22 protein-coding genes and 2 tRNA genes are annotated in these 22,122 nt (G+C 57.5%); 6 read left to right on the top strand and 18 right to left on the bottom strand.

What is annotated here, in order from left to right:
* The first annotated feature begins 191 nt into the window (after positions 1–191).
* Positions 192–713: a type 1 glutamine amidotransferase domain-containing protein gene (locus tag F3I21_RS14370; RefSeq protein WP_021507686.1), complete on the top strand. Its 522-nt coding sequence runs from the start codon at positions 192–194 to the stop codon at positions 711–713.
* A gap of 34 nt (positions 714–747) precedes the next feature.
* Here F3I21_RS14370 and F3I21_RS14365 read toward each other — a convergent pair whose 3' ends face one another.
* Positions 748–1,161 carry a YhbP family protein gene (locus F3I21_RS14365; protein ID WP_150059193.1) on the bottom strand — a complete coding sequence of 138 codons (414 nt, stop codon included), beginning with the start codon at positions 1,159–1,161 and terminating at the stop codon, positions 748–750.
* A gap of 77 nt (positions 1,162–1,238) precedes the next feature.
* On the opposite strand from F3I21_RS14365, the gene F3I21_RS14360 reads away from it, so the two are divergent.
* Positions 1,239–1,526: a GIY-YIG nuclease family protein gene (locus F3I21_RS14360; protein ID WP_021507688.1), complete on the top strand. Its 288-nt coding sequence runs from the start codon at positions 1,239–1,241 to the stop codon at positions 1,524–1,526.
* On the opposite strand, the gene F3I21_RS14355 is transcribed toward F3I21_RS14360, so the two are convergent.
* Entirely contained in the window at positions 1,510–2,016 is a 507-nt protein-coding gene (locus F3I21_RS14355; RefSeq protein ID WP_021507689.1) for a GNAT family N-acetyltransferase, read from the bottom strand. The genes F3I21_RS14360 and F3I21_RS14355 overlap by 17 nt on opposite strands.
* Entirely contained in the window at positions 2,010–2,534 is a 525-nt protein-coding gene (locus tag F3I21_RS14350; RefSeq protein ID WP_150059192.1) for an SCP2 domain-containing protein, read from the bottom strand. Before F3I21_RS14350 ends, F3I21_RS14355 begins: the two co-directional genes overlap by 7 nt.
* Before the next feature lie 205 nt (positions 2,535–2,739).
* Between F3I21_RS14350 and F3I21_RS14345 the strand changes: the two genes are divergently transcribed.
* The 3 genes from F3I21_RS14345 to F3I21_RS14335 all read left to right on the top strand — a co-directional run bounded on the left by F3I21_RS14345 (position 2,740) and on the right by F3I21_RS14335 (position 5,756).
* The gene (locus F3I21_RS14345) at positions 2,740–3,735 is read left to right on the top strand and encodes a peptidase U32 family protein (RefSeq protein WP_058759571.1); all 996 of its coding nucleotides are present in this window, start codon (positions 2,740–2,742) and stop codon (positions 3,733–3,735) included.
* A 9-nt stretch (positions 3,736–3,744) separates the two neighbouring features.
* On the top strand, positions 3,745–4,629 hold the full coding sequence (locus tag F3I21_RS14340) for a U32 family peptidase (protein WP_058780386.1): 885 nt from the start codon (positions 3,745–3,747) through the stop codon (positions 4,627–4,629).
* Positions 4,630–4,745: 116 nt separating this feature from the next.
* Positions 4,746–5,756: a luciferase-like monooxygenase gene (locus tag F3I21_RS14335; RefSeq protein ID WP_150059191.1), complete on the top strand. Its 1,011-nt coding sequence runs from the start codon at positions 4,746–4,748 to the stop codon at positions 5,754–5,756.
* 3 nt (positions 5,757–5,759) lie between these two features.
* Here the strand turns inward: F3I21_RS14335 and F3I21_RS14330 are convergent, their stop codons facing one another.
* The gene (locus F3I21_RS14330; RefSeq protein WP_150059190.1) at positions 5,760–6,674 is read right to left on the bottom strand and encodes an AraC family transcriptional regulator; all 915 of its coding nucleotides are present in this window, start codon (positions 6,672–6,674) and stop codon (positions 5,760–5,762) included.
* Between the two features lie 181 nt (positions 6,675–6,855).
* Here F3I21_RS14330 and F3I21_RS14325 point away from each other — a divergent pair, with 181 nt between their 5' ends.
* Entirely contained in the window at positions 6,856–7,602 is a 747-nt protein-coding gene (locus tag F3I21_RS14325) for an SDR family NAD(P)-dependent oxidoreductase (protein WP_021507695.1), read from the top strand.
* A 65-nt stretch (positions 7,603–7,667) separates the two neighbouring features.
* On the opposite strand, the gene F3I21_RS14320 is transcribed toward F3I21_RS14325, so the two are convergent.
* The 14 genes from F3I21_RS14320 to glmM form a co-directional block, all read right to left on the bottom strand.
* Complete coding sequence (locus tag F3I21_RS14320) at positions 7,668–9,563, bottom strand: DEAD/DEAH family ATP-dependent RNA helicase (protein ID WP_058759574.1); 1,896 nt, start codon at positions 9,561–9,563, stop codon at positions 7,668–7,670.
* 16 nt (positions 9,564–9,579) lie between these two features.
* Positions 9,580–9,636: a protein YrbN gene (yrbN, locus tag F3I21_RS23610; RefSeq protein ID WP_098053093.1), complete on the bottom strand. Its 57-nt coding sequence runs from the start codon at positions 9,634–9,636 to the stop codon at positions 9,580–9,582.
* A gap of 105 nt (positions 9,637–9,741) precedes the next feature.
* The gene (gene nlpI / locus F3I21_RS14310) at positions 9,742–10,626 is read right to left on the bottom strand and encodes a lipoprotein NlpI (RefSeq protein WP_021507697.1); all 885 of its coding nucleotides are present in this window, start codon (positions 10,624–10,626) and stop codon (positions 9,742–9,744) included.
* A 192-nt stretch (positions 10,627–10,818) separates the two neighbouring features.
* Positions 10,819–12,951, bottom strand: coding sequence for a polyribonucleotide nucleotidyltransferase (gene pnp, locus F3I21_RS14305; protein WP_058759575.1), 2,133 nt, complete (start codon positions 12,949–12,951; stop codon positions 10,819–10,821).
* Between the two features lie 308 nt (positions 12,952–13,259).
* Complete coding sequence (rpsO, locus tag F3I21_RS14300) at positions 13,260–13,529, bottom strand: 30S ribosomal protein S15 (RefSeq protein WP_010615981.1); 270 nt, start codon at positions 13,527–13,529, stop codon at positions 13,260–13,262.
* Positions 13,530–13,661: 132 nt separating this feature from the next.
* Positions 13,662–14,606, bottom strand: coding sequence for a tRNA pseudouridine(55) synthase TruB (truB, locus tag F3I21_RS14295; RefSeq protein ID WP_150059189.1), 945 nt, complete (start codon positions 14,604–14,606; stop codon positions 13,662–13,664).
* Entirely contained in the window at positions 14,606–15,013 is a 408-nt protein-coding gene (gene rbfA / locus F3I21_RS14290; protein WP_021507701.1) for a 30S ribosome-binding factor RbfA, read from the bottom strand. The genes truB and rbfA overlap by 1 nt, the downstream gene beginning before the upstream one ends.
* Positions 15,014–15,077: 64 nt before the next feature.
* Positions 15,078–17,768 (bottom strand): translation initiation factor IF-2, encoded by a 2,691-nt coding sequence (gene infB / locus F3I21_RS14285; RefSeq protein WP_021507702.1) that lies wholly within the window; start codon positions 17,766–17,768, stop codon positions 15,078–15,080.
* 17 nt (positions 17,769–17,785) lie between these two features.
* Positions 17,786–19,273, bottom strand: a complete 1,488-nt coding sequence (gene nusA, locus F3I21_RS14280; protein WP_021507703.1) for a transcription termination factor NusA — start codon at positions 19,271–19,273, stop codon at positions 17,786–17,788.
* A gap of 24 nt (positions 19,274–19,297) precedes the next feature.
* Positions 19,298–19,750 carry a ribosome maturation factor RimP gene (rimP, locus tag F3I21_RS14275; protein WP_031279732.1) on the bottom strand — a complete coding sequence of 151 codons (453 nt, stop codon included), beginning with the start codon at positions 19,748–19,750 and terminating at the stop codon, positions 19,298–19,300.
* A gap of 212 nt (positions 19,751–19,962) precedes the next feature.
* Positions 19,963–20,039 (bottom strand) — tRNA-Met (locus F3I21_RS14270).
* A 59-nt stretch (positions 20,040–20,098) separates the two neighbouring features.
* Positions 20,099–20,185: transfer RNA gene (locus tag F3I21_RS14265), tRNA-Leu, on the bottom strand.
* 46 nt (positions 20,186–20,231) lie between these two features.
* Positions 20,232–20,567: a preprotein translocase subunit SecG gene (secG, locus tag F3I21_RS14260; protein WP_010617340.1), complete on the bottom strand. Its 336-nt coding sequence runs from the start codon at positions 20,565–20,567 to the stop codon at positions 20,232–20,234.
* Positions 20,568–20,784: 217 nt separating this feature from the next.
* On the bottom strand, positions 20,785–22,119 hold the full coding sequence (glmM, locus tag F3I21_RS14255) for a phosphoglucosamine mutase (protein ID WP_150059188.1): 1,335 nt from the start codon (positions 22,117–22,119) through the stop codon (positions 20,785–20,787).
* Between the last annotated feature and the right edge of the window lie 3 nt (positions 22,120–22,122).

Genomic DNA, 22,122 nt, shown 5'->3' with positions numbered 1-22,122 from the left:
CGACGCAGATCCCACAGTGTTATTCAGGTTATGCCCTTGTGCCAGCGTCGTCACGCTTAAACTTGATCTGTCTCCGGAATTTAACCAATCCCGCCTGTGCCGGCTGGCTTGCGTTTCCGCGCTCAGGGTCCAGACTTGTCTGTTGAAACGTGTCACGCACAGCAGGTGCGTGACCAGCAAGGAGGAGAAAGATGAGCAAGAAAATAGCGGTTCTGATTACCGATGAATTTGAAGACTCAGAGTTTACCTCACCGGCCGAGGCCTTCACCAAAGCGGGCCATGAAGTGGTCACCATTGAGATGCAGGCGGGCAAAACCGTGAAGGGAAAACAGGGCAAAGCCGAAGTCAAAATCGACAAGGATATTGACCATGTCAGCCCGGCCGAGTTTGACGCGCTGCTGCTGCCCGGCGGTCATTCGCCTGACGCGCTGCGCGGTGACGATCGCTTTGTCACCTTCACCAAAGAGTTTGTCGCCAGCGGCAAACCGATTTTTGCCATCTGTCACGGTCCGCAGCTGCTGATCAGCGCGAACGGCGTGCGCGGTCGCAAAATGACCTGCGTGAAAGCTATCGCCATCGATCTGCGTAATGCCGGCGCGGACTTTTACGATAAAGAGGTGGTGGTTGATGATGACAAGCTGGTTACCAGCCGCACGCCTGAAGACCTGCCCGCGTTTAACCGCGAATCCCTGCGCATTCTGAACGCAGCGTAAGGCGGTCGCCCGGTGCGCCTCTGCGCGTGCCGGGCTAACGCTGCCAGACAATCTTTTTGCCAAACCCCAGCGCGTTATCGGTCATTTTCAGCTCATCCAGCGTAATTTCCCACAGCGGCGCGGTGACTTTTTTTGCCACCGGAAAGCGCGACTGATAGGCCTTCAGCGCCTGCGCCTCATCGGTCAGTTGTATACGACCACTATACTGCACGCCTTTAATCAGCAACACCGTTTTCGGCTGGCCGTTCACCGTACCAGCGACGCGTGGATGCCGCGCCATCAGCGCGCCGTGACGCGTATCGGCTTCGGTCATCAGCCAGAACGCCATGCGCGCTTCATCGAACACGTAGAAACAGTTGGCGCACCATAACGCATCACCGTCGCTGGCACATAGCGACAGCACGTGCTGCTTTTTCAGATAGCGAATCAGATGAGAATGGTCAGACAAGAGCAACTCCGTGCGTTGATAGCGATGCGGCCGCAGGCGCGTTACACTGCCCGCCAGCACATGAACGAGGTTTGTAAATGGAACAGGGCTGGCAGCTGTATATGCTGCAAACCGCCGCCGGGATGCTTTATACCGGCATCACCACTGACGTCAACCGTCGCCTGCAGCAGCACCAGCAGGGGCGTGGAGCCCGTGCGCTGCGCGGCAAAGGTCCGCTGACGCTGGTGTTTCACTGCGCGGCCGGCGATCGCGCGGCGGCCTCCCGGCTGGAGTATCAGGTAAAACAGCTGAGCCGGGCGCAGAAACTGCTGCTGGTTGCCCAGCAGCCAGCCTGCTTAACGGCGTGGTTTAGTCGATACGATTGAAAGGTGCCGAGAAGGCGATCAGCCCTTCTGCCCCATCGAACGCATCGTCCGCCAGTTTATACACCTGAAACGCCGCTTCGCTGCCGGGCCAGCGGCAGTGCAGGCCGTGACGCGCCGCCGGTTCAAAGCCGAGCGGATTGTAGAACTGCGGATCGCCCAGCACCACCACGGCGCTGTAGCTGAACTCATTGAGCGAATCGAGCCCTTCATACACCAGCTGTTTAGCAATGCCCTGACTGCGCACCGAGGCATCAACCGCCAGCGGCGCCAGCGCCACCCAGTTACGATCCTCGCCCTGCAACGTCACCGGACTGAAGGCGGCATAACCCAGCACCTGGCCTTCGTCATCGGTGGCCACCACGCCCAGCGTGAGTAAACCGTCTTCACGCAACTGCTGTACCAGTTCCGCTTCGGCTGCGGTGGCAAAACTGCGCTTTAACAGGCTGTCGATGCCTGCCGCGTCCACACCAATTTCAGTACGAATCAACATGAGATCCCCGCGCGCGCCTCAGCGGCCTTCGCGTCCTGTGTCATTCCTGCCTCAACAAAAGCAGCCAGCTGCAGCAACCCCGTGCGCAATGGCGTGGGCATGGCGTCCAGTTCTATGGCATCCATCAGATTCTTCACCTCCAGTCCCAGCTCCGTGTCGCCCTCAATCACCAGACGGCGCTGAAAGAACAACATATCGGGGTCGGCTTTGCGTGCTGCTACCAGCAGCAGATCGTTGGCTTCGCCACGAAACCAGACATCTGCTTCGGCGTCGCGCGAAACGGTCAGGCGCCCGTCCTGCAGCGTGGTGACCCAGCGCAGATTGACGTCCGCGATCTCAATGCCGAGATAGCGCCCTTGCAGAAAGTCTAACTCACCTTCAGCCAAAGCATGACGAAATTGCCAGTTTAGGAGTTGTTGCAAAACCGTTTTTTTCACGGCGAATGGTGTTAGCGACACCGGTAAAGCGAGGAATTCCGGCCCTTTTTCAATTAACAGGCCGCGTAAGCGTGCGAACATGCGCTGCACTCCCTTGAGAAAATTTTATCTATATTGCCACATCCGTCGGCTTTCGCCTCAACCGGGATCAAGGAAATCGCCCCGCGTCTGTGCGAAAATTCTCCATTCCGCCCTGGCAATCCCGCTTTCACTGCCTTAAATCAACATTGCAGCACCTGCGCTTCCTTACACTCAACGGCGTTCAGAATCCGGGGGAGGAAATTGTATGGAACTGCTGTGTCCGGCGGGGAACTTACCTGCGCTGAAATCGGCGGTGGAGCACGGCGCTGACGCGGTGTACGTCGGCCTGAAAGATGACACCAACGCCCGCCACTTTGCTGGCCTCAATTTTACCGATAAGAAACTGGCAGAAGCCGCGCGCTTCCTGCATCAGCACCGGCGTAAACTGCACGTGGCGATCAACACCTTCGCCCATCCCGACGGCCTTAACCGCTGGCAAAGCGCCATTGACGTCGCCGCACAGAACGGTGCCGATGCGCTGATTCTGGCCGATATCGCCACGCTGGAGTATGCCGCCAGCCGCTATCCGCAGGTTGAACGTCACCTGTCAGTGCAGGCGTCCGCTACCAATCTGCAGGCCATTCAGTTTTATCACCGCCACTTTGCACTGAGCCGCGTGGTGCTGCCGCGCGTGCTGTCGATGCACCAGGTGAAGCAGCTGGCGCGCGAAACGCCGGTGCCGCTTGAGGTGTTCGCCTTTGGCAGCCTGTGCATCATGGCCGAAGGCCGCTGCTATCTCTCGTCGTGGCTGACCGGCGAGTCGCCGAACAGCGCGGGCGCCTGTTCACCGGCCAAATTTGTGCGCTGGCAGCAGACGGCACAGGGCATGGAGTCGCGCCTGAACGAAGTGCTGATTGACCGTTACGCCGCCGATGAGAGCGCGGGCTATCCGACGCTGTGTAAAGGGCGCTACGAGGTGGATAACCAGCGCTATCACGTGCTGGAGGAGCCCACCAGCCTCAATACCCTGGCGCTGCTGCCAGAACTGCTGCGCGCCAATATCGCCTCGGTGAAAATTGAAGGACGCCAGCGCAGCCCGGCCTATGTGGCGCAGGTGGCTAAAGTGTGGCGTCAGGCGATCGATCGCTGCATGGCCGATCCGCAACAGTTCACGGTGCAGGCGCCGTGGATGCGCGCGCTCGGTGAACTTTCTGAAGGCAGCCAGACCACGCTCGGCGCCTATCACCGCGACTGGCAATAAGGAGACCGTATGAAATACGCCATCGGCCCGGTGCTGTGGTACTGGCCTACCGATACGCTGGAGCAGTTTTACCAGCGCGCCGCAGAGAGCAGCGCAGAGATTGTCTACCTCGGCGAAGCGGTGTGCAGCAAACGTCGCGCCACCGCGTTCAGTCAGTGGATGGAGATGGGCCGCACGCTGGCGGCCAGCGGCAAACAGGTGGTGCTGAGCACGCTGGCGCTGCTGCAGTCCCCTTCGGAAGTCAAAGAGCTGCGCCGCTATGTTGAAAACGGTGAGTTCTTACTGGAAGCCAACGATATCGGCACCGTGAACATGGCGGCAGAGCGCAAACTGCCGTTTGTCGCCGGTCCTACCCTGAATGTGTATAACGCGCAGACGCTCCAGCTGCTGCTGCAGGAGGGCATGACGCGCTGGTGCATGCCGGTGGAGATGTCACGCGACTGGCTGATTCAGCTGTTGCAGCAGTGCCATGACGCTGGCCTGCGCGACCGGTTTGAGGTTGAAGTGCTCGGCTACGGCCATCTGCCGCTGGCGCTATCGGCGCGCTGTTTTACCGCGCGTTCCGAAAACCGTGCCAAAGATGATTGCCAGACCTGCTGTATTGATTATCCCACCGGGCGCCGCGTGCTGTCGCAGGAGGGCCAGCAGGTATTTGTCCTGAACGGCATTCAGACCATGAGCGGCTACTGTTACAACCTTGGCAACGATCTTGCCGGTATGCATGGCTGGATCGATATTGTGCGCCTGTCGCCGCAGGATGAGAGCACGCTGGCACAGGTTGATCGCTTCCGCGCTAACGAAGCGGGTGAAGCGCCGCTGATGATGGCGCGCGGCAGCGACAGCAACGGTTACTGGCGCCGCCTGGCCGGAATGGCGCTGGATAGCGGCGGTTAAAGGCACATTCCGGCTATATTCCTGCCGTTATTAGCAGTTTTAATATGGGTAATGATGCGTAATACTGACTGGTGCAGGTTTACTTATCACCTGCGCCATCCTTTGCTGGAGTACCCATGTCTGAGAAGAAAACTGTTCGCCTGTCCGTGCTGGATCTGGCCCCCATTCCGCAAGGCTCGTCTGCGCGCGATGCCTTCCATAATTCGCTGGCGCTGGCGCGTCAGGCTGAAGCCCTTGGCTTTCATCGCTACTGGCTGGCCGAACACCACAACATGACCGGCATCGCCAGCGCCGCAACGTCGGTGCTGATTGGCTATCTCGCCGCTAACACCGAAACGCTGCGCCTCGGCTCCGGCGGGATCATGCTGCCCAACCACGCACCGCTGGTGATTGCCGAACAGTTTGGCACCCTGGAATCCCTCTACCCTGGCCGTATCGATCTCGGACTGGGCCGCGCGCCCGGCTCCGATCAGCGCACCATGCTGGCGCTGCGCCGTCATCTTTCGAGCGCCCAGGCCGACAGCTTCCCGGAAGATGTGGCCGATCTGATCCGCTGGTTCGATGCCGAAGAGGGCGAACATCCGCCGGTGCAGCCGGTGCCCGGCCTCGGTCTGAAAATTCCGGTGTGGCTGCTGGGTTCCAGCCTGTATAGCGCGCAGCTGGCGGCGCAGCTTGGTCTGCCGTTTGCCTTTGCTTCGCACTTCGCGCCAGACCTGCTGTTGCAGGCGCTGCACCTGTATCGCGAAAAATTCCAGCCCTCTGCGCGTCTGGCAAAACCTTACGCTATGGTGTGTGTCAACGTGGTGGCGGCAGACAGCGATCGTGATGCGCGCGTCCTGTTCACCTCGATGCAGCAGCAGTTCATTAATCTGCGCCGCGGCAAGCCCGGCCCGCTGCCGGCGCCGGTGGAGAACATGGATAACCTGTGGTCGCCGTCCGAACAGTATGGCGTGCAGCAGGCGCTGAGCATGTCGGTGGTGGGCGATAAAGATAAAGTGCGCCACGGCCTTGCCGCGCTGCTGCGCGAAACCCAGGCGGATGAGATCATGGTCAACGGCCAGATTTACGATCCGCAGGCGCGCCTGCGTTCGTTCGCGCTGGCGATGGAAGCCGCACGCACGCTGTAAGCCTTACTGCGGTGGGGAGAGTCCTTCCGGCCCCACCGCCATCTTGCGCACATCGCGCGCCGGTGACTGGCCATAAAAACGGCTGTACTCCCGGCTGAACTGCGACGCGCTCTGATAGCCCACCCGATAGCCCGCCGTCCCGGCATCCAGCTTCTCAATCATCATCAACCGGCGCGCTTCGTTGAGCCGCAGCTGCTTCTGATACTGCATCGGCGTCATCGCCGTAACCGCTTTAAAGTGGTGGTGCAGCGATGAAATGCTCATGCCAACGCTGCTGGCCAGCTGATCCACCTTCAGCGGCTGATGAAAATTTTCGCGCAGCCAGCGCGCCGCGCGCGCCACTTTGTTGCCCGGGCGCTCGGTCAGCGCCATATTCAGAATGCGCGGCCCTTCCGGCCCGGTCAGCAGGCGATAGAAAATCTCCTGCTCAATCAGCGGTGCCAGCGCGGCGATATCCTGCGGCTGATCCAGCAGCGCCACCAGCCGTATCACCGCATCCACCAGCGGTGGCGCGACTTTATGGACGGTAATGCTGCGTTCGGTGGCGGCACTGCCAATCTGCTGCGGCGGGAAATGCTCCAGATAGCGCAGCAGGCGCGCTTCGTTGATGGTGATGCCGACGCCAAGACAGGGTTTCTCTGGCGTCGCCAGCACCACGCAGGACTGCACCGGCATGTCCATGGTGACCAGCAGCAGATCGCCCGGCCCGTAATGCATCACATCATCGCCCATGCGCAGTGCTTTCTGGCCCTGGGCCATCAGCGCAAACCCCGCCCAGCTGGCAATATGCGCCAGGCTGGAGGGGTGCGAGCTGCGGCCAAAAGAGAGAAAATCAATCGCGCTGGCGGTGCGCCCATCCTGCTGCGCGTGACGGGCAATCATCGCCACCAGCTGCTGCCACTGTTCCTGATGAATCATGCGTTATGCACTCCGCGATGAAAAATCACTGAATCCCCATTCTTACCTGCCGATGCGGTTGCGCCTAGTCCCTGCGCCACAGATTTGCAGGATCGTGCAAAAAGCTTGCAGGATTGCGCTACCGCACAAAGCGGCAACAGCGCATGCTTTACTCACCCGAAATCTCAGGTGGAGAGACACAATGCAAGCACTTGAAGGCAAAATTGCGCTGGTGACGGGCGCGTCGAAAGGCATTGGCGCCGCCATCGCCATGACTTTCGCCGCGGCCGGCGCCCGGGTGGTGGTGAATTATCGTCAGGATGAAGCGGGCGCGGCGGATGTGGTGACCGATATCTGCGCGCTGGGAAGCGACGCCATCGCCGTACAGGCCGATATATCCCGTGAAGCTGACGTGCAGCGCCTGTTCGCCAGCAGTATTGCGCAGTTTGGCGCGCCAGACATCGTGGTCAACAACGCCGGCATGTTCCACCATGGCGACTTCGCCAGCCTCAGCGTCAGCGACATGCAGCAGCAGCTCAACGTCAATCTGCTCGGTACGCTGCTGGTGTGCCAGCAGGCGGCGCAGCATTTTCCGGCGCGCGGCGGCTGCATCATTAACCTCAGCGCGCTGAACAGCCAGCGTAGCCTGCCCGGCTCGGTACTGTGGTCAGCGACCAAGGGCGCGATCGATACCTTAACGCAGGGGCTGGCACGTGAGCTGGGCCCGCGCAACATTCGCGTCAACGCGCTGGCCCCGGGGATCATTCTGACCGAAGGGCTGCTGGCAGCGAAAAAAATGAATGCAGAATTTAAAGCGCAGCTGATCGCGGCCACGCCGCTGGGACGCTTTGGCCTGCCGGAGGATGTGGCACAGGTGGCGCTGTTTCTGGCGTCGGAAGAGTCGGCTTATGTTACCGGTGAGCGGGTGCTGATTGCCGGCGGCGTGTAAAGCCCGCGTTACAGACATAAAAAAAGGACGCTTGCGCGTCCTTTTTATTTTTAAGCGATTAACGCTTATGCATCACGGCGACGTGGTGCAGCTGCACCTTCGTCGCGACGTGGGCCACGGCCACCTTCACGGCTGAAACGTCCGCCTTCACGACCGCCTTCGCGACGCTCAGAGAAACGACGCGGTGCGCCACCTTCACGGTTGCCACCCTCGCGGTTACCACGACGCTCACCACCGAAGTCACGACCGCCGCTACGACGCTCGGTGCGCTCGTGTGGCTGTGCATCGCCCAGCAGCTGCATATTCATCGGCTTGTTGAGAATACGCGTGCGCGTGAAGTGCTGCAGGACTTCACCCGGCATGCCTTTTGGCAGCTCGATAGTGGAGTGAGTACCAAACAGCTTGATGTTACCGATGTAACGGCTGCTGATGTCGCCTTCGTTAGCAATCGCGCCCACGATATGACGCACTTCAACACCGTCATCACGGCCCACTTCAATGCGGTACAGCTGCATTTCGCCAACGTCACGACGTTCGCGACGTGGACGATCGCCACCTTCGCGGCTGTCACGGCTGTCACGACGTGGACGGTCGCCGCCACGCTCATCGCGATCGCGGAATTCACGACGCTGTGGACGTGGTGCATCCGGTGGCAGAATCAGTGGACGTTCGCCCTGCGCCATTTTCAGCAGTGCAGCGGCCAGCGTTTCCATATCCAGCTCTTCTTCTGGCTGCATTTTAGCCAGCAGCGCACGGTACTGATCCAAATCGCTGCTTTCCAGCTGCTGCTGAACTTTCGCAGCGAACTGCGCCAGACGACGCTGACTCAGCAGCTCGGCGTTAGGCAGCTCAACTTCCGGAATAGTCAGCTTCATGGTGCGTTCGATGTTGCGCAGCAGACGACGCTCGCGGTTCTCAACGAACAGCAGCGCACGGCCAGCACGACCCGCACGACCGGTACGGCCGATACGGTGCACATACGATTCGGCATCCATCGGGATGTCGTAGTTAACCACCAGGCTGATACGCTCAACGTCCAGACCACGGGCCGCAACGTCAGTCGCGATCAGGATATCCAGACGACCGTCTTTCAGGCGCTCCAGCGTCTGCTCACGCAGCGCCTGGTTCATGTCACCGTTCAGCGCGGCGCTGTTGTAGCCGTTACGCTCCAGCGTTTCTGCGACTTCCAGCGTGGCATTTTTGGTGCGCACGAAGATGATGGCAGCATCGAAGTCTTCCGCTTCGAGGAAGCGCACCAGCGCGTCAGACTTACGGCCGTAAGCGGTCCAGTAAGACTGAGAAATGTCCGGGCGTGTAGTGATGCTGGACTGGATGCGCACTTCCTGCGGATCCTTCATGAAACGCTTAGTGATACGGCGAATCGCTTCCGGCATGGTTGCAGAGAACAGTGCGGTCTGATGACCTTCCGGGATCTGCGCCATGATGGTTTCAACGTCTTCGATGAAGCCCATACGCAGCATTTCATCGGCTTCGTCCAGTACCAGACCACGCAGGCTGGACAGGTCCAGGGTACCGCGTTTCAGGTGATCCAGCAAACGGCCCGGGGTACCAACTACGATCTGTGGACCCTGGCGCAGTGCGCGCAGCTGCACGTCATAACGCTGGCCACCGTACAGGGCCACGACGTTAATACCGCGCATGTGTTTAGAGAATTCTGTCATCGCTTCAGCCACCTGAACCGCCAGTTCGCGGGTCGGCGCCAGCACCAGGATTTGCGGTGCGCGGACAGAAGGATCAACGTTGTTCAGCAGCGGCAGCGAGAACGCTGCTGTTTTACCACTACCGGTCTGCGCCATACCCAGGACATCACGGCCCGCCAGCAGGTGAGGAATACACTCAGCCTGGATTGGCGATGGCTTAACGTAGCCCATACCGTTCAGTGATTCGAGGATGTCGGCGTTCAGGCCCAGATCAGCAAAAGTGGTTTGAATATCAGTCATGTAGTACACGTGCCTCTTAGATTGCGGCGGCCAGTCTACATAACTCGTCGTGAAAACTTTCAGTCATTTTCATCAAAAAGTGTGAACCGGCTCAAATTAGAAGTTTTGACGAACAGAAAAGCCCTCACCTGTTCAGGCGATGACTTTACGGGTAAATCAGGCAATAAAAGTTCGTCAGCTATTGCTGGTCAGATTCTGATAAATCGTCTTGTGTCTGGCCGAGTTGCGCCAGTTCCAACAATGCGTATCGGTGTTCAACAAAGTTATTGACGTTGTTGGCCACCGCCAGTTTGAACAACGCTTTCGCGTCGTCCTTCTCCCCCAGACTTAGGTAGTACTTACCTAAATAGAAGTTGGTTTCACTGAGATGTTCAGCGAGCGAGGTGTTATCCGTTGCGTCCGCCTTGAGACGTTCCATCAATGTTTTTTCACTGATGTCGCCCAGGTAGAACTCGACAATATTCCATCCCCATTGGTCCTTAGCCGCCTTGTCGTAACGCTGTTGGAGCGTCACTTTTGCCTTATCGGCGTCCATCTCGCGTTCAACGAGGTAGAGCCACAGGCTGCGGAACGGATCGTTAGGATCGTCTTGATAAAACGCCAGCAGATCATCTTGCGCTAACTTGTATCGACCGCCGTAATAGAGGGCGATACCACGGTTTAAATGCGCATAGTTGTAAGTTGGATCAAGCTCAAGTACAGAATCAAACGCTTCATAGGCAGCATCAAAATTGCCTGCCTGCGTTAAGTAAATGCCGAGATAGTTAAACACTTCCGGCATATCCGGTCTGATAGACAGCGCTTGCGAGAAATCGTTTCGCGCTAATGCCCTCAGACCCAAACTATCATACAACACTCCGCGCTCATATAACAGCTGTGCGCGTTCATCATCGGTCAGGGCCCGACTGGCAAGAATTTGTTCCATTCGCGCCAGAATAACCTCTTGCTGCAGTGTGGGCTGCAAAGGTACTGCCAGAACTTCGTTCTTACGCCAATTGGAGTTGCTGCATCCTGCCAGCGTGATAGCTGTCGCAACAAAACACCAGCGCAAAAAAGGCTTCATTTCCCACTCCCGAATACAAACATTGGGATAACCATCCTGTCATCCGCCTGCTATGCACAAGGGTTCCCGCCCTCGCGATGATACCCGTCCTGCTTCAGCTGCACTGACACGCTGACCAGCGCGCCACGCATTCCGGGTATACAAACACCACTCCCCGCCAGCAGGCAGGGAGCGGCTGATCAGGAAAAACGCTTACTCGGCGTCAGGCGTCGTCACCGCAGCGGTTTCTTCTGCTGGCTTCTGCTCTGTCGCTTCTTTGATACTGAGACGAACGCGGCCCTGACGATCCACTTCCATCACTTTAACTGGCACTTCCTGACCCATCTGCAGGTAATCGGTCACTTTCTCTACGCGCTTGTCGGCGATCTGAGAAATGTGTACCAGGCCTTCTTTACCGCCGCCGATCGCCACGAAGGCACCGAAATCAACGATACGGGTCACTTTACCGGAATAGATACGGCCCACTTCGATCTCAGCGGTGATCTCTTCGATGCGGCGAATCGCTTCTTTGGCTTTCAGGCCGTCGGTCGCTGCGATCTTCACGGTGCCATCATCTTCGATTTCGATGGTGGTGCCGGTCTCTTCGGTCAGCGCACGGATAACCGAACCGCCTTTACCGATGACGTCTTTGATCTTGTCTGAGTTGATCTTGATGGTATAGATACGCGGCGCGAACTCGGAGATCTCCTGACGCGGCGTGCTAATCGCCTGTTCCATCACGCTCAGAATGTGCAGACGCGCACCCTTGGCCTGGTTCAGTGCCACCTGCATGATTTCACGGGTGATACCTTCAATTTTGATGTCCATCTGCAGCGCGGTGATACCTTCACGGCTACCGGCTACTTTGAAGTCCATATCGCCGAGGTGATCTTCGTCGCCGAGGATGTCAGACAGCACCACGAACTTCTCGTCTTCTTTCACCAGACCCATCGCGATACCGGCAACGGCCGCTTTGATCGGTACGCCAGCGTCCATCAGTGCCAGCGATGCACCGCACACGGAAGCCATAGAAGAAGAACCGTTCGATTCGGTGATTTCAGACACGACGCGCACGGTGTACGGGAACGCATCCTGTTTAGGCATTACTGCCAGCACGCCACGCTTCGCCAGACGGCCGTGACCAATTTCACGACGCTTCGGTGAGCCAACCATACCGGTTTCGCCCACGGAGTACGGAGGGAAGTTGTAGTGGAACAGGAAGCTGTCAGTACGCTCGCCCATCAGCTCATCGAGATTCTGTGCGTCACGCGCGGTACCGAGGGTGGCAGCGACCAGCGCCTGCGTTTCACCACGGGTAAACAGCGCAGAACCGTGGGTACGCGGCAGTACGCCAGTGCGCACGTCCAGACCACGGATCATATCTTTTTCACGGCCATCGATACGCGGTTCGCCGTTCAGGATACGGGTACGCACCACGTTCTTTTCCAGGCTGTGTACGATGTCACCGATTTCGGCATCATCCAGCGTTTCGTCTTCAGCCAGCAGTGCGGCGATGGTTTCGTCTTTGATGACGCCAACCTGCGCATAGCGCTCCTGCTTGTCAGTGATACGGTAAGCATCGCTGATGCGCGCTTCGGCCAGGGCGGCAACGCGTGCGATCAGCGCATCGTTCGCCGGCTCTGGCTGCCAGTCCCAGCGTGGTTTGCCTGCTTCAGCCACCAGCGCATTGATGTTTTCAATTACAACCTGCTGCTGGTCGTGGCCGAACACCACAGCACCCAGCATCTGGTCTTCGGTCAGGATGTCCGCTTCAGATTCCACCATCAGCACTGCATTCTGCGTACCGGCAACCACCAGATCCAGACGAGACTGTTTGATCTCATCCGCGGTTGGGTTCAGCACGTACTGATCGTTGATGTAACCGACGCGTGCCGCACCGATTGGGCCGTTGAACGGAATGCCAGACAGTGACAGCGCAGCAGAAGCACCGATCATCGCAACGATGTCCGGGTTAACCTGCGGGTTCACAGATACCACAGTCGCGATAACCTGTACTTCGTTAACAAAACCTTCCGGAAACAGCGGACGCACCGGGCGGTCAATCAGACGCGCAATCAGGGTTTCGCCTTCGCTTGGACGGCCTTCACGACGGAAGAAGCTGCCCGGAATACGGCCAGCGGCGTAAGTACGCTCCTGGTAGTTCACCGTCAGAGGGAAGAAGTCCTGACCGGCTTTAGCTTTTTTCTGGCCCACGACGGTAACGAATACCGCGGTGTCGTCCATGCTTACCATTACTGCTGCGGTGGCCTGGCGCGCCATCATGCCGGTTTCCAGCGTGACGGTATGCTGACCATATTGGAATTTGCGTACGATCGGGTTCAGCAAAATTTAAGTCCTTAAATTCGTGGCAAAGCCTGCTCGGCCCGCCGGGGATTACCGATCTTTAGTTGCATCCTCGCGACTAATGACAACCCTTAACCGCCCCTGCGGTAAAGCCTCTCATTAGCCGCGCGAACCTCTGCAAGCAAAGATCACTCTCAGCAACAATACATGAGTTTGGTCCGGATTGCTGCGGATTGCTCGAAAAAAGGGGCCATAAAGGCCCCCTTTTCGCGAAACTCGCACAAATCTGATCGCCAGATGCGGTTTTTTGCATACTGCATGCGCTACATCGTTGATCAGATTCTTCAGACTTAGCGACGCAGACCCAGGCTTTCGATCAGGCTGGTGTAACGTGCAACGTCTTTACGCTTCAGGTAGTCCAGCAGCTTACGACGCTGGGATACCATGCGCAGCAGACCGCGACGGCTGTGGTGGTCTTTCTTGTGCTCAGAGAAGTGACCCTGCAGGTGGTTAATCTGAGCAGTCAGCAGAGCAACCTGAACTTCAGTTGAACCGCTGTCGTTAGCGCCACGACCGTATTTAGCAACGATCTCTGCTTTAGCTTCTACGCTTAGAGACATAATAAACTCCAGTAAAAAATGAATGTATGGGTGCCGATCTCTAATTCAGCAGCCCGCTTTTAAAGCCGCGCTATTCTACTCTTCGCCCGGTAGCAACGCAAATGCGCTGTAACGGCCAGCGGTAATACGCGGTCAGTCGGCAAACTCCACCACCAGACGACGCGGAGCCACGCGACCATCGTCGACGATTTCCGCCATGCCGATAAATTTCTGCTGCTCACCTTCGGTCACCCGCACCAGCCCGCTGGCCGGCGCGTTTTCCGCCTGGACCGGCATGCCCTGTTTGAACCAGGCCGCGACCGGCGTGGGCAGATTGACCGCTGGAAAATCTTCCGCCGGGCTGTCCATCGGCAACAGCAACGCGTCCAGCGGTGCGTAATCCGGCGTTTCCGCCGCATTAACCTGCGCCGCCAGCGCCTGCAGCTGTTCCAGCGTCATCATGCGCGCAATCGGGTAGCGAGCCACCTGCAGACGGCGCAGCATGATCACGTGTGCACCGCAGCCGAGCTTCTCACCTAAATCGTCAATGATGGTGCGAATGTAGGTGCCTTTGGAAACATGGATTTCCAGCTCCAGCTCGTCGGCCTGCCAGCGAATAAACTGCAGTTCAAACACGGTAATCGGTCGCGCTTCACGCGGCACGGTGATGCCTTCGCGCGCATATTCGTACAGCTTGCGGCCCTGATACTTGAGCGCCGAGAACATGGTGGGCACCTGCAGCGTCTCGCCGCGAAAGCTCTCCAGCGCGGCGTCCAGCTCAGCCTGGCTGAAGGTCACCGGCCGCGTTTCGACGATATTGCCGTCCGCATCGGAGGTATCGGTGCGCTGGCCCAGACGGGCAATCACGCGGTAACGCTTGTCCGAATCCAGCAGATAGCGGGAAAACTTGGTGGCTTCGCCGAGACAAATCGGCAGCATACCGGTGGCCAGCGGATCGAGCGCGCCGGTATGGCCTGCCTTGTTAGCGTTAAACAGGCGTTTTACTTTTTGCAGCACATCATTGGAGGATGCGCCCTGGTGTTTATCCAGCAGGAAAACACCGTGGACATCACGACCACGGCGACGAGGACGACTCATCAGTCCTCCTTGTCGTCTTCCGCCGGGCTTTCACCCCGTCGCTCAGCATCGTTTCTGATCACGTTAGACACCAGATTCGACATGCGCATCCCTTCAATCAGCGAGTTATCGTAGAAGAAGGTCAGCTCCGGCACGATGCGCAGACGCATCGCTTTACCGAGCAGAATACGGATGTAGCCAGACGCTTCTTTCAGCGCTTTGAGGCCATTTTTCACCGCTTCTTCATCCTGGTCGTTCAGGAAGGTCACGAACACTTTGGCATACGCCAGATCGCGTGACACCTCAACGCCAGACACGGTGACCATCATACCCAGACGCGGGTCTTTGATTTCGCGCTGCAGGATGATCGCAATCTCTTTCTGCAACTCCTGCGCCACGCGCTGTGGGCGACCAAACTCTTTCGCCATACTATTTCTCCCAAATAATTCGGGAGGCCAGAGGCCTCCCAAATTGCATCACATCGACCAGCAATTACTCGATGGTGCGTTTAACTTCAATCACTTCGAACACTTCGATCATATCGCCAACGCGAACGTCGTTGTAGTTCTTCACGCCGATACCACACTCCATGCCGTTACGCACTTCGTTGACGTCATCTTTGAAACGACGCAGAGATTCCAGCTCGCCTTCGTAGATAACCACGTTGTCGCGCAGTACGCGGATCGGGTTGTGACGTTTGATGTTGCCTTCGGTGACCATACAGCCGGCAATCGCGCCAAATTTCGGTGACTTGAACACGTCACGGACTTCGGCCAGACCGATAATCTGCTGTTTGAACTCCGGTGCCAGCATGCCGCTCATGGCTGCTTTCACTTCGTCAATCAGGTTATAGATGACGGAGTAGTAGCGCAGGTCAACGTTTTCAGCGTCAATCACGCGACGCGCAGAGGCATCAGCACGCACGTTGAAGCCGAGGATGATTGCGTTGGACGCAGCGGCCAGGGTGGCGTCGGTTTCGGTGATACCGCCCACGCCAGAACCGATAATCTTCACCTTCACTTCGTCGGTGGAGAGTTTCAGCAGCGAGTCGGAGATCGCTTCCACAGAACCCTGTACGTCGGACTTCAGAACGATATTCAGCTCGGACACTTCGCCTTCGGTCATGTTGGCAAACATGTTTTCCAGCTTGGACTTCTGCTGACGCGCCAGTTTGACTTCGCGGAATTTGCCCTGACGATACAGTGCCACTTCACGCGCTTTCTTCTCATCACGCACCACGGTCGCTTCGTCACCCGCTGCCGGCACACCGGACAGACCGAGGATTTCCACCGGAATCGATGGACCCGCTTCCAGCACTTCGCGACCCAGTTCGTCACGCATCGCACGCACACGGCCGTATTCGAAGCCGCACAGCACGATATCGCCCTTGTTCAGCGTACCTTCACGCACCAGCACGGTCGCTACCGGACCACGACCTTTGTCGAGGAACGATTCGATCACCACGCCGCTCGCCATACCCTGACGAATCGCAGTCAGCTCCAGTACTTCCGCCTGCAGCAGAATCGCGTTCAGCAGGTCGTCGATGCCGGTACCGGCTTTCGCCGAGACGTTAACGAACATGTTCTCGCCGCCCCACTCTTCCGGAATGATACCGTACTGGGTCAGCTCGTTCTTCACGCGATCCGGATCGGCTTCTGGCTTATCGATCTTGTTCACGGCCACGACCACCGGCACACCGGCCGCTTTCGCGTGCTGGATAGCTTCGACGGTTTGTGGCATCACGCCATCGTCAGCCGCCACCACCAGGATAACGATATCCGTGGCCTGCGCACCACGTGCACGCATTGCGGTAAACGCGGCGTGGCCCGGGGTGTCGAGGAAGGTGATCATGCCGTTATCGGTTTCAACGTGATACGCACCGATGTGCTGGGTAATCCCGCCCGCTTCGCCGGAGGCGACTTTGGTGGAGCGGATATAGTCCAGCAGCGAGGTTTTACCGTGGTCAACGTGACCCATGATGGTCACGACCGGCGCACGGCTTTCCTGCGCAGCATCGGTATCACGATCGTCCATTACCGCTTCTTCCAGCTCGTTCTCGCGGCGCAGGATCACTTTGTGACCCATCTCTTCGGCCACCAGCTGGGCGGTTTCCTGGTCGATAACCTGGTTGATGGTCGCCATGGCACCCATCTTCATCATCGCTTTAATAACCAGCGAGCCTTTCACCGCCATTTTGTTGGCCAGCTCGGCAACGGTGATGGTTTCGCCAATGATGACGTCACGGTTCACCGCCTGAGCAGGTTTGTTGAAGCCCTGCTGCAGCGTGCTTGGTTTACGATGTTTGCCACCTTTACCGCCGCGTACCTGAGCACGCGCTTCTTCACGGTCAGTTTTGGCTTCAGAATGCTTGTTGCCTTTTTTGGCCGGACGCGCTGCCTTGGTGGTGCGGGTGCGACCACGACCGCCTTCGACTTCGCGATCGTTTTCGTCTTCTGCCTGACGGGCATGAGTTGAAGTGGTGACGTGGTAGTCGCCCTTATCTTCTTCCTCTGGTTTTTCCCATTCAGCGGCTTTCTCTTCGGCCAGACGACGGGCTTCTTCCGCCGCGCGGCGCGCATTCTCTTCCAGCTTACGGCGCGCTTCTTCTTCCGCTTTACGCTTCAGTTCGGCGGCTTCAGCTTCACGACGGGCTTTGTCAGATTGCGCAGCCTTGGTCATTTCGTCGGTAGGTTGATTAGTCACTTTCTCATTTTCCGCTGCTTCACGCTTAGCCTTGTCAGCGGCTTCGCGCTTGGCTTTCTCTTCGGCTTCACGTTGCGCTTTTTGTTCAGCTTCGCGACGGGCTTGTTCTTCAGCCTCGCGACGCGCCTGCTCTTCCGCTTCACGCTGCGCCTCAGCTTCTGCTTCCGCCTGAGCTTGCTCAGCGTCGGCATCACCTTTCACGTATGTGCGCTTTTTGCGGACTTCGATTTGCACCGACTTACTTTTACCCCCGGTGCCTGGAATATTCAAGGTGCTGCGCGTTTTGCGCTGCAACGTCAGTTTGCCTGAACCGGTCTGACCGTGCTCACGATTCAGGTGGGACAGTAAGGTCTCTTTCTCTTGCTGGGATACGGCGTCGTTTTCAGACTTACGGATCCCTGCATCAGCAAATTGCTGTACCAGGCGATCGACCGGAGTCTGAATTTCGGCGGCCAGCGATTTTACGGTTACATCTGTCATGCTGTTCCTTCCTGTTATTACGCGTCATCGCCGAACCAGCAGATATTACGTGCAGCCATAATCAGCGCACCGGCTTTCTCATCATCCAGCCCTTCAATATCTGTCAGATCGTCAACACCTTGCTCAGCGAGATCTTCCAGCGTGCAAACGCCTTTTGACGCCAGGCGATACGCCAGCGCACGATCCAGGCCTTCAAGATTCAGCAGGTCCTCAGCAGGTTCCTGATTACCAAGGCTCTCTTCTTTCGCTAATGCCAGGGTGGTTAACGCATTTTTTGCTCGTTCACGCAGGGCTTCAATGGTCTCTTCGTCGAGGCCGTCGATTTCCAGCAGCTCGTTGATTGGCACGTAAGCCAATTCTTCCAGCGAAGAGAAGCCCTCTTCCACCAGAACGGTGGCGAACTCTTCGTCGATGTCGAGATGTTTAGTGAACATATCGATCGCTGCATGGGCTTCGGCCTGATGCTTCGCCTGCAGATCATCGACGGTCATCACGTTCAGCTCCCAGCCGCTCAGCTGGGATGCCAGACGCACGTTTTGGCCATTACGGCCAATCGCCTGAGCCAGATTGCCGGCTTCAACAGCGATATCCATGGTGTGATTGTCTTCATCCACCACAATTGACGCCACATCGGCAGGTGCCATGGCGTTAATCACGAACTGTGCCGGGTTGTCGTCCCACAGCACGATATCAATACGCTCGCCGCCCAGCTCGCTGGACACCGCCTGCACGCGCGCACCGCGCATACCGACGCAGGCACCGACCGGATCGATACGTTTGTCGTTAGTTTTTACCGCAATTTTGGCGCGTGAACCCGGATCGCGCGCTGCCGCTTTGATCTCGATAACTTCTTCGCCAATCTCCGGCACTTCAATGCGGAACAGTTCGATCAGCATCTCTGGTTTGGAGCGGGTAACGAACAGTTGCGCACCACGCGCTTCCGGACGCACGGCATACAGCACGCCGCGAATACGGTCACCCGGGCGGAAGTTTTCACGCGGCAGCATGTCTTCACGCACAATCACCGCTTCGGCGTTGTTGCCGAGATCCAGTGAAATGTTGTCGCGATTCACTTTCTTCACCACGCCGGTGATGATTTCGCCTTCCTGCTCGCGGAACTGATCGACCACCATCGCGCGCTCGGCTTCACGCACTTTCTGGACGATAACCTGTTTCGCGGTCTGCGTGGTGATACGGTCGAAGGTGACAGATTCGATCTGATCTTCAACATAATCGCCCAGATTGAAGGCTTCATCTTCAAAGCGTGCTGCTTCCAGCGTGATCTCGCGCGTTGGCTGCGTGACTTCTTCTACCACCACCCAGCGACGGAAGGTGTCGAAATCGCCGCTGCGACGGTCAATGCTGACGCGCACGTCGATTTCCTGCTCATACTTCTTCTTGGTCGCAGTGGCCAAAGCGCTCTCCAGCGCTTCGAAGATTTTCTCACGCGGCAGGGCTTTTTCGTTAGAAACGGCTTCTACTACAGCTAAGATCTCTTTGTTCATCCTGGTTAGCCTCAATCCGGACTTTTAAAAGTGGGGGACCAGGTTCGCTTTCTGAATGTTGCTCAGCGCGAACACTTCATCGTTACCCTCAACGGTTACCGTGATCATCTCGCCTTCGACAGACTTGATGATGCCCTGCCATTTACGGCGGTTCTGCACGGCCATACGCAGTACCAGGCTCACCTCTTCGCCGGCGAAACGCGCATAGTGCTCCGCGGTGAACAGAGGGCGATCGAGACCCGGTGAGGAAACTTCAAGGTTGTAAGCCACCGTAATAGGATCTTCCACATCCATTACAGCGCTGACCTGGTGGCTAACATCGGCGCAATCATCAACATTGATACCCTCTTCACTATCAATATAGATGCGCAAGGTTGATGTGCGACCACGAATGAACTCGATACCGACCAATTCGTAGCCAAGCGCTTCTACCGGAGCAGAGATCAACTCTGTCAACTTTTGCTCTAATGTGGACAAGCCCACCCCCAAGACATAAAAAAAGGGCCTAAAGCCCAGTGTTACGATTTCCTGATAACAAAAAACCCCGAAAATTCGGGGCTTTTTGTGACTGGACCCTGTATGCCGCGATGCGGCTTCGGCACACCATCCAGCAGAATTTTTTTCAAAACTGACTGCGGATGCGTCCGTCGATGCATACAGTATATTTGAAAAAGAACTCTAAGGGAAAGTGGTTGCGGGGGCCGGATTTGAACCGACGACCTTCGGGTTATGAGCCCGACGAGCTACCAGGCTGCTCCACCCCGCGTCCGAAAACGTGGCGAATATTACGCCGATCTTGCGAAAAATGCAAGTTATACTGAGATTTGGTACCGAGGACGGGACTTGAACCCGTAAGCCCAATCGGGCACTACCACCTCAAGGTAGCGTGTCTACCAATTCCACCACCTCGGCACTTCACTGACTGCGACGATACGATGTCGCTTTAGCGCTGACGATCTTACTGCGGGATATCATTGCCCGGCGTGGCCGGTTTAGCTGGCTGAGTCTGCTGTTGAGACTGAGCCGGCGCGCTGAGGTTTTCCCACTCGCTTCCTTTGGAAGTCTTGTTACTGTTCAGATTGCCCAGAATCAGACTGATAATGAAGAACAGCGTAGCCAGTACTGCGGTCATGCGAGTCATGAAGTTACCAGACCCGGTTGAACCGAACAGCGTACCAGAAGCGCCTGCACCGAATGAGGCTCCCATATCAGCGCCTTTGCCTTGCTGCAGCATGATCAGACCAACGAGGCCAATCGCTACAATAAGGAAAACAACCAACAGAGCTTCGTACATAATCAACCTGTTTCCTTGCGCGTTATCCGCACAGTTAAAGCTTCAACCAATATTGACGGGGAGTCTCGTCATCACCCATCAGAAGCGGGTGTGAATACTAACCAAAGGCGCATACCTCTGCAAGCGCAATTTACACGAAGTTTTGCGATTGCGGAAAAAAGCGCCATCCCGGTGATTTTACAGGCGGAAAGCAGCAAACTAACCGCCCGTAACGCGGTTAAACCGCTTTTACCGCATCGGCAATTTTGTGCGCCAGCTCGGTTACCTGCGCCTCATCCTCGCCTTCCACCATCACGCGAATCAGCGGCTCGGTGCCGGATTTACGCAACAGCACACGCCCGCACCCGGCCAGCGTTTTTTCCACCTCTGCGGCAGCCGCTTTGACGCTGTCGCTCTCCAGCGGATCGTGGCTGCCGCTAAAACGCACATTGACCAGCACCTGTGGCAGCATCTTCATGCCGCTGCACAGATCGTGAAGACTCATGTGGTTGCGCACAATCGCAGTGAGTACTTGCAAACTTGCTACGATGCCGTCACCGGTGCTGATTTTATCCAGCAGGATCACGTGGCCGGAGTTCTCCGCGCCCATGCGCCAGCCCTTCTCCTGCATTTTTTCCAGCACGTAGCGGTCACCCACTTTGGCGCGGGTAAACGGAATCCCCAGCTGTTTCAGCGCCAGCTCCAGCCCCATGTTGCTCATCAGCGTGCCGACCACGCCGCCACGCAGCTGGCCCTGACGCAGCGCTTCACGCGCAATGATGTAGAGAATCTGGTCGCCATCCACCTTCTGTCCAAGGTGATCCACCATCATGATGCGGTCGCCGTCGCCGTCATAGGCCAGGCCGAGATCGGCTTTTTCATCCAGCACGCGCTGCTGCAGCTGACGTAGATCGGTAGCGCCGCACTCTTTGTTGATGTTCATGCCGTCCGGCTGCACGCCAATCGCAATCACCTTCGCACCCAGTTCACGCAGCACATTCGGCGCGATGTGATAGGTCGCGCCGTTGGCGCAGTCCACCACGATCTTCAGTCCGTTCAGGCTTAGCTCGCTGGGAAAAGTGCCTTTGCAGAACTCGATGTAGCGCCCGGCGGCATCGACGATGCGGCTGGCACGGCCCAGCTCAGCAGATTCGACGCAGGTCAGCGGCTTCTCCAGCTCCAGCTCAATGGCGGCTTCAACATCGTCCGGCAGTTTGGTGCCTTCGGCAGAGAAAAATTTGATGCCGTTGTCGTCAAACGGGTTGTGCGACGCGGAGATCACGATGCCCGCCTCGGCGCGGAAAGTACGCGTCAGGTAGGCAATGGCCGGCGTGGGCATCGGGCCGGTGAAAGCCGCAGACAGCCCGGCAGCCGCCAGACCGGCTTCCAGCGCCGATTCCAGCATGTAGCCGGAAATCCGTGTATCTTTGCCAATCAATACCTTGCGCGAGCCGGAACGGGCCAGCACTTTGCCGGCAGCAAAACCCAGCTTCAACACAAAGTCCGGGGTAATGGGCGCTTCACCCACTTTGCCGCGAATCCCATCCGTACCGAAATATTTACGATCGCTCATGCC

This window comes from Pantoea sp. B_9 (assembly GCF_008632015.1).
GTDB lineage: Bacteria > Pseudomonadota > Gammaproteobacteria > Enterobacterales > Enterobacteriaceae > Pantoea > Pantoea dispersa.
Note: the sequence above shows the minus strand (reverse complement) of the source record. Positions and strands in the feature narration are given on the sequence as shown.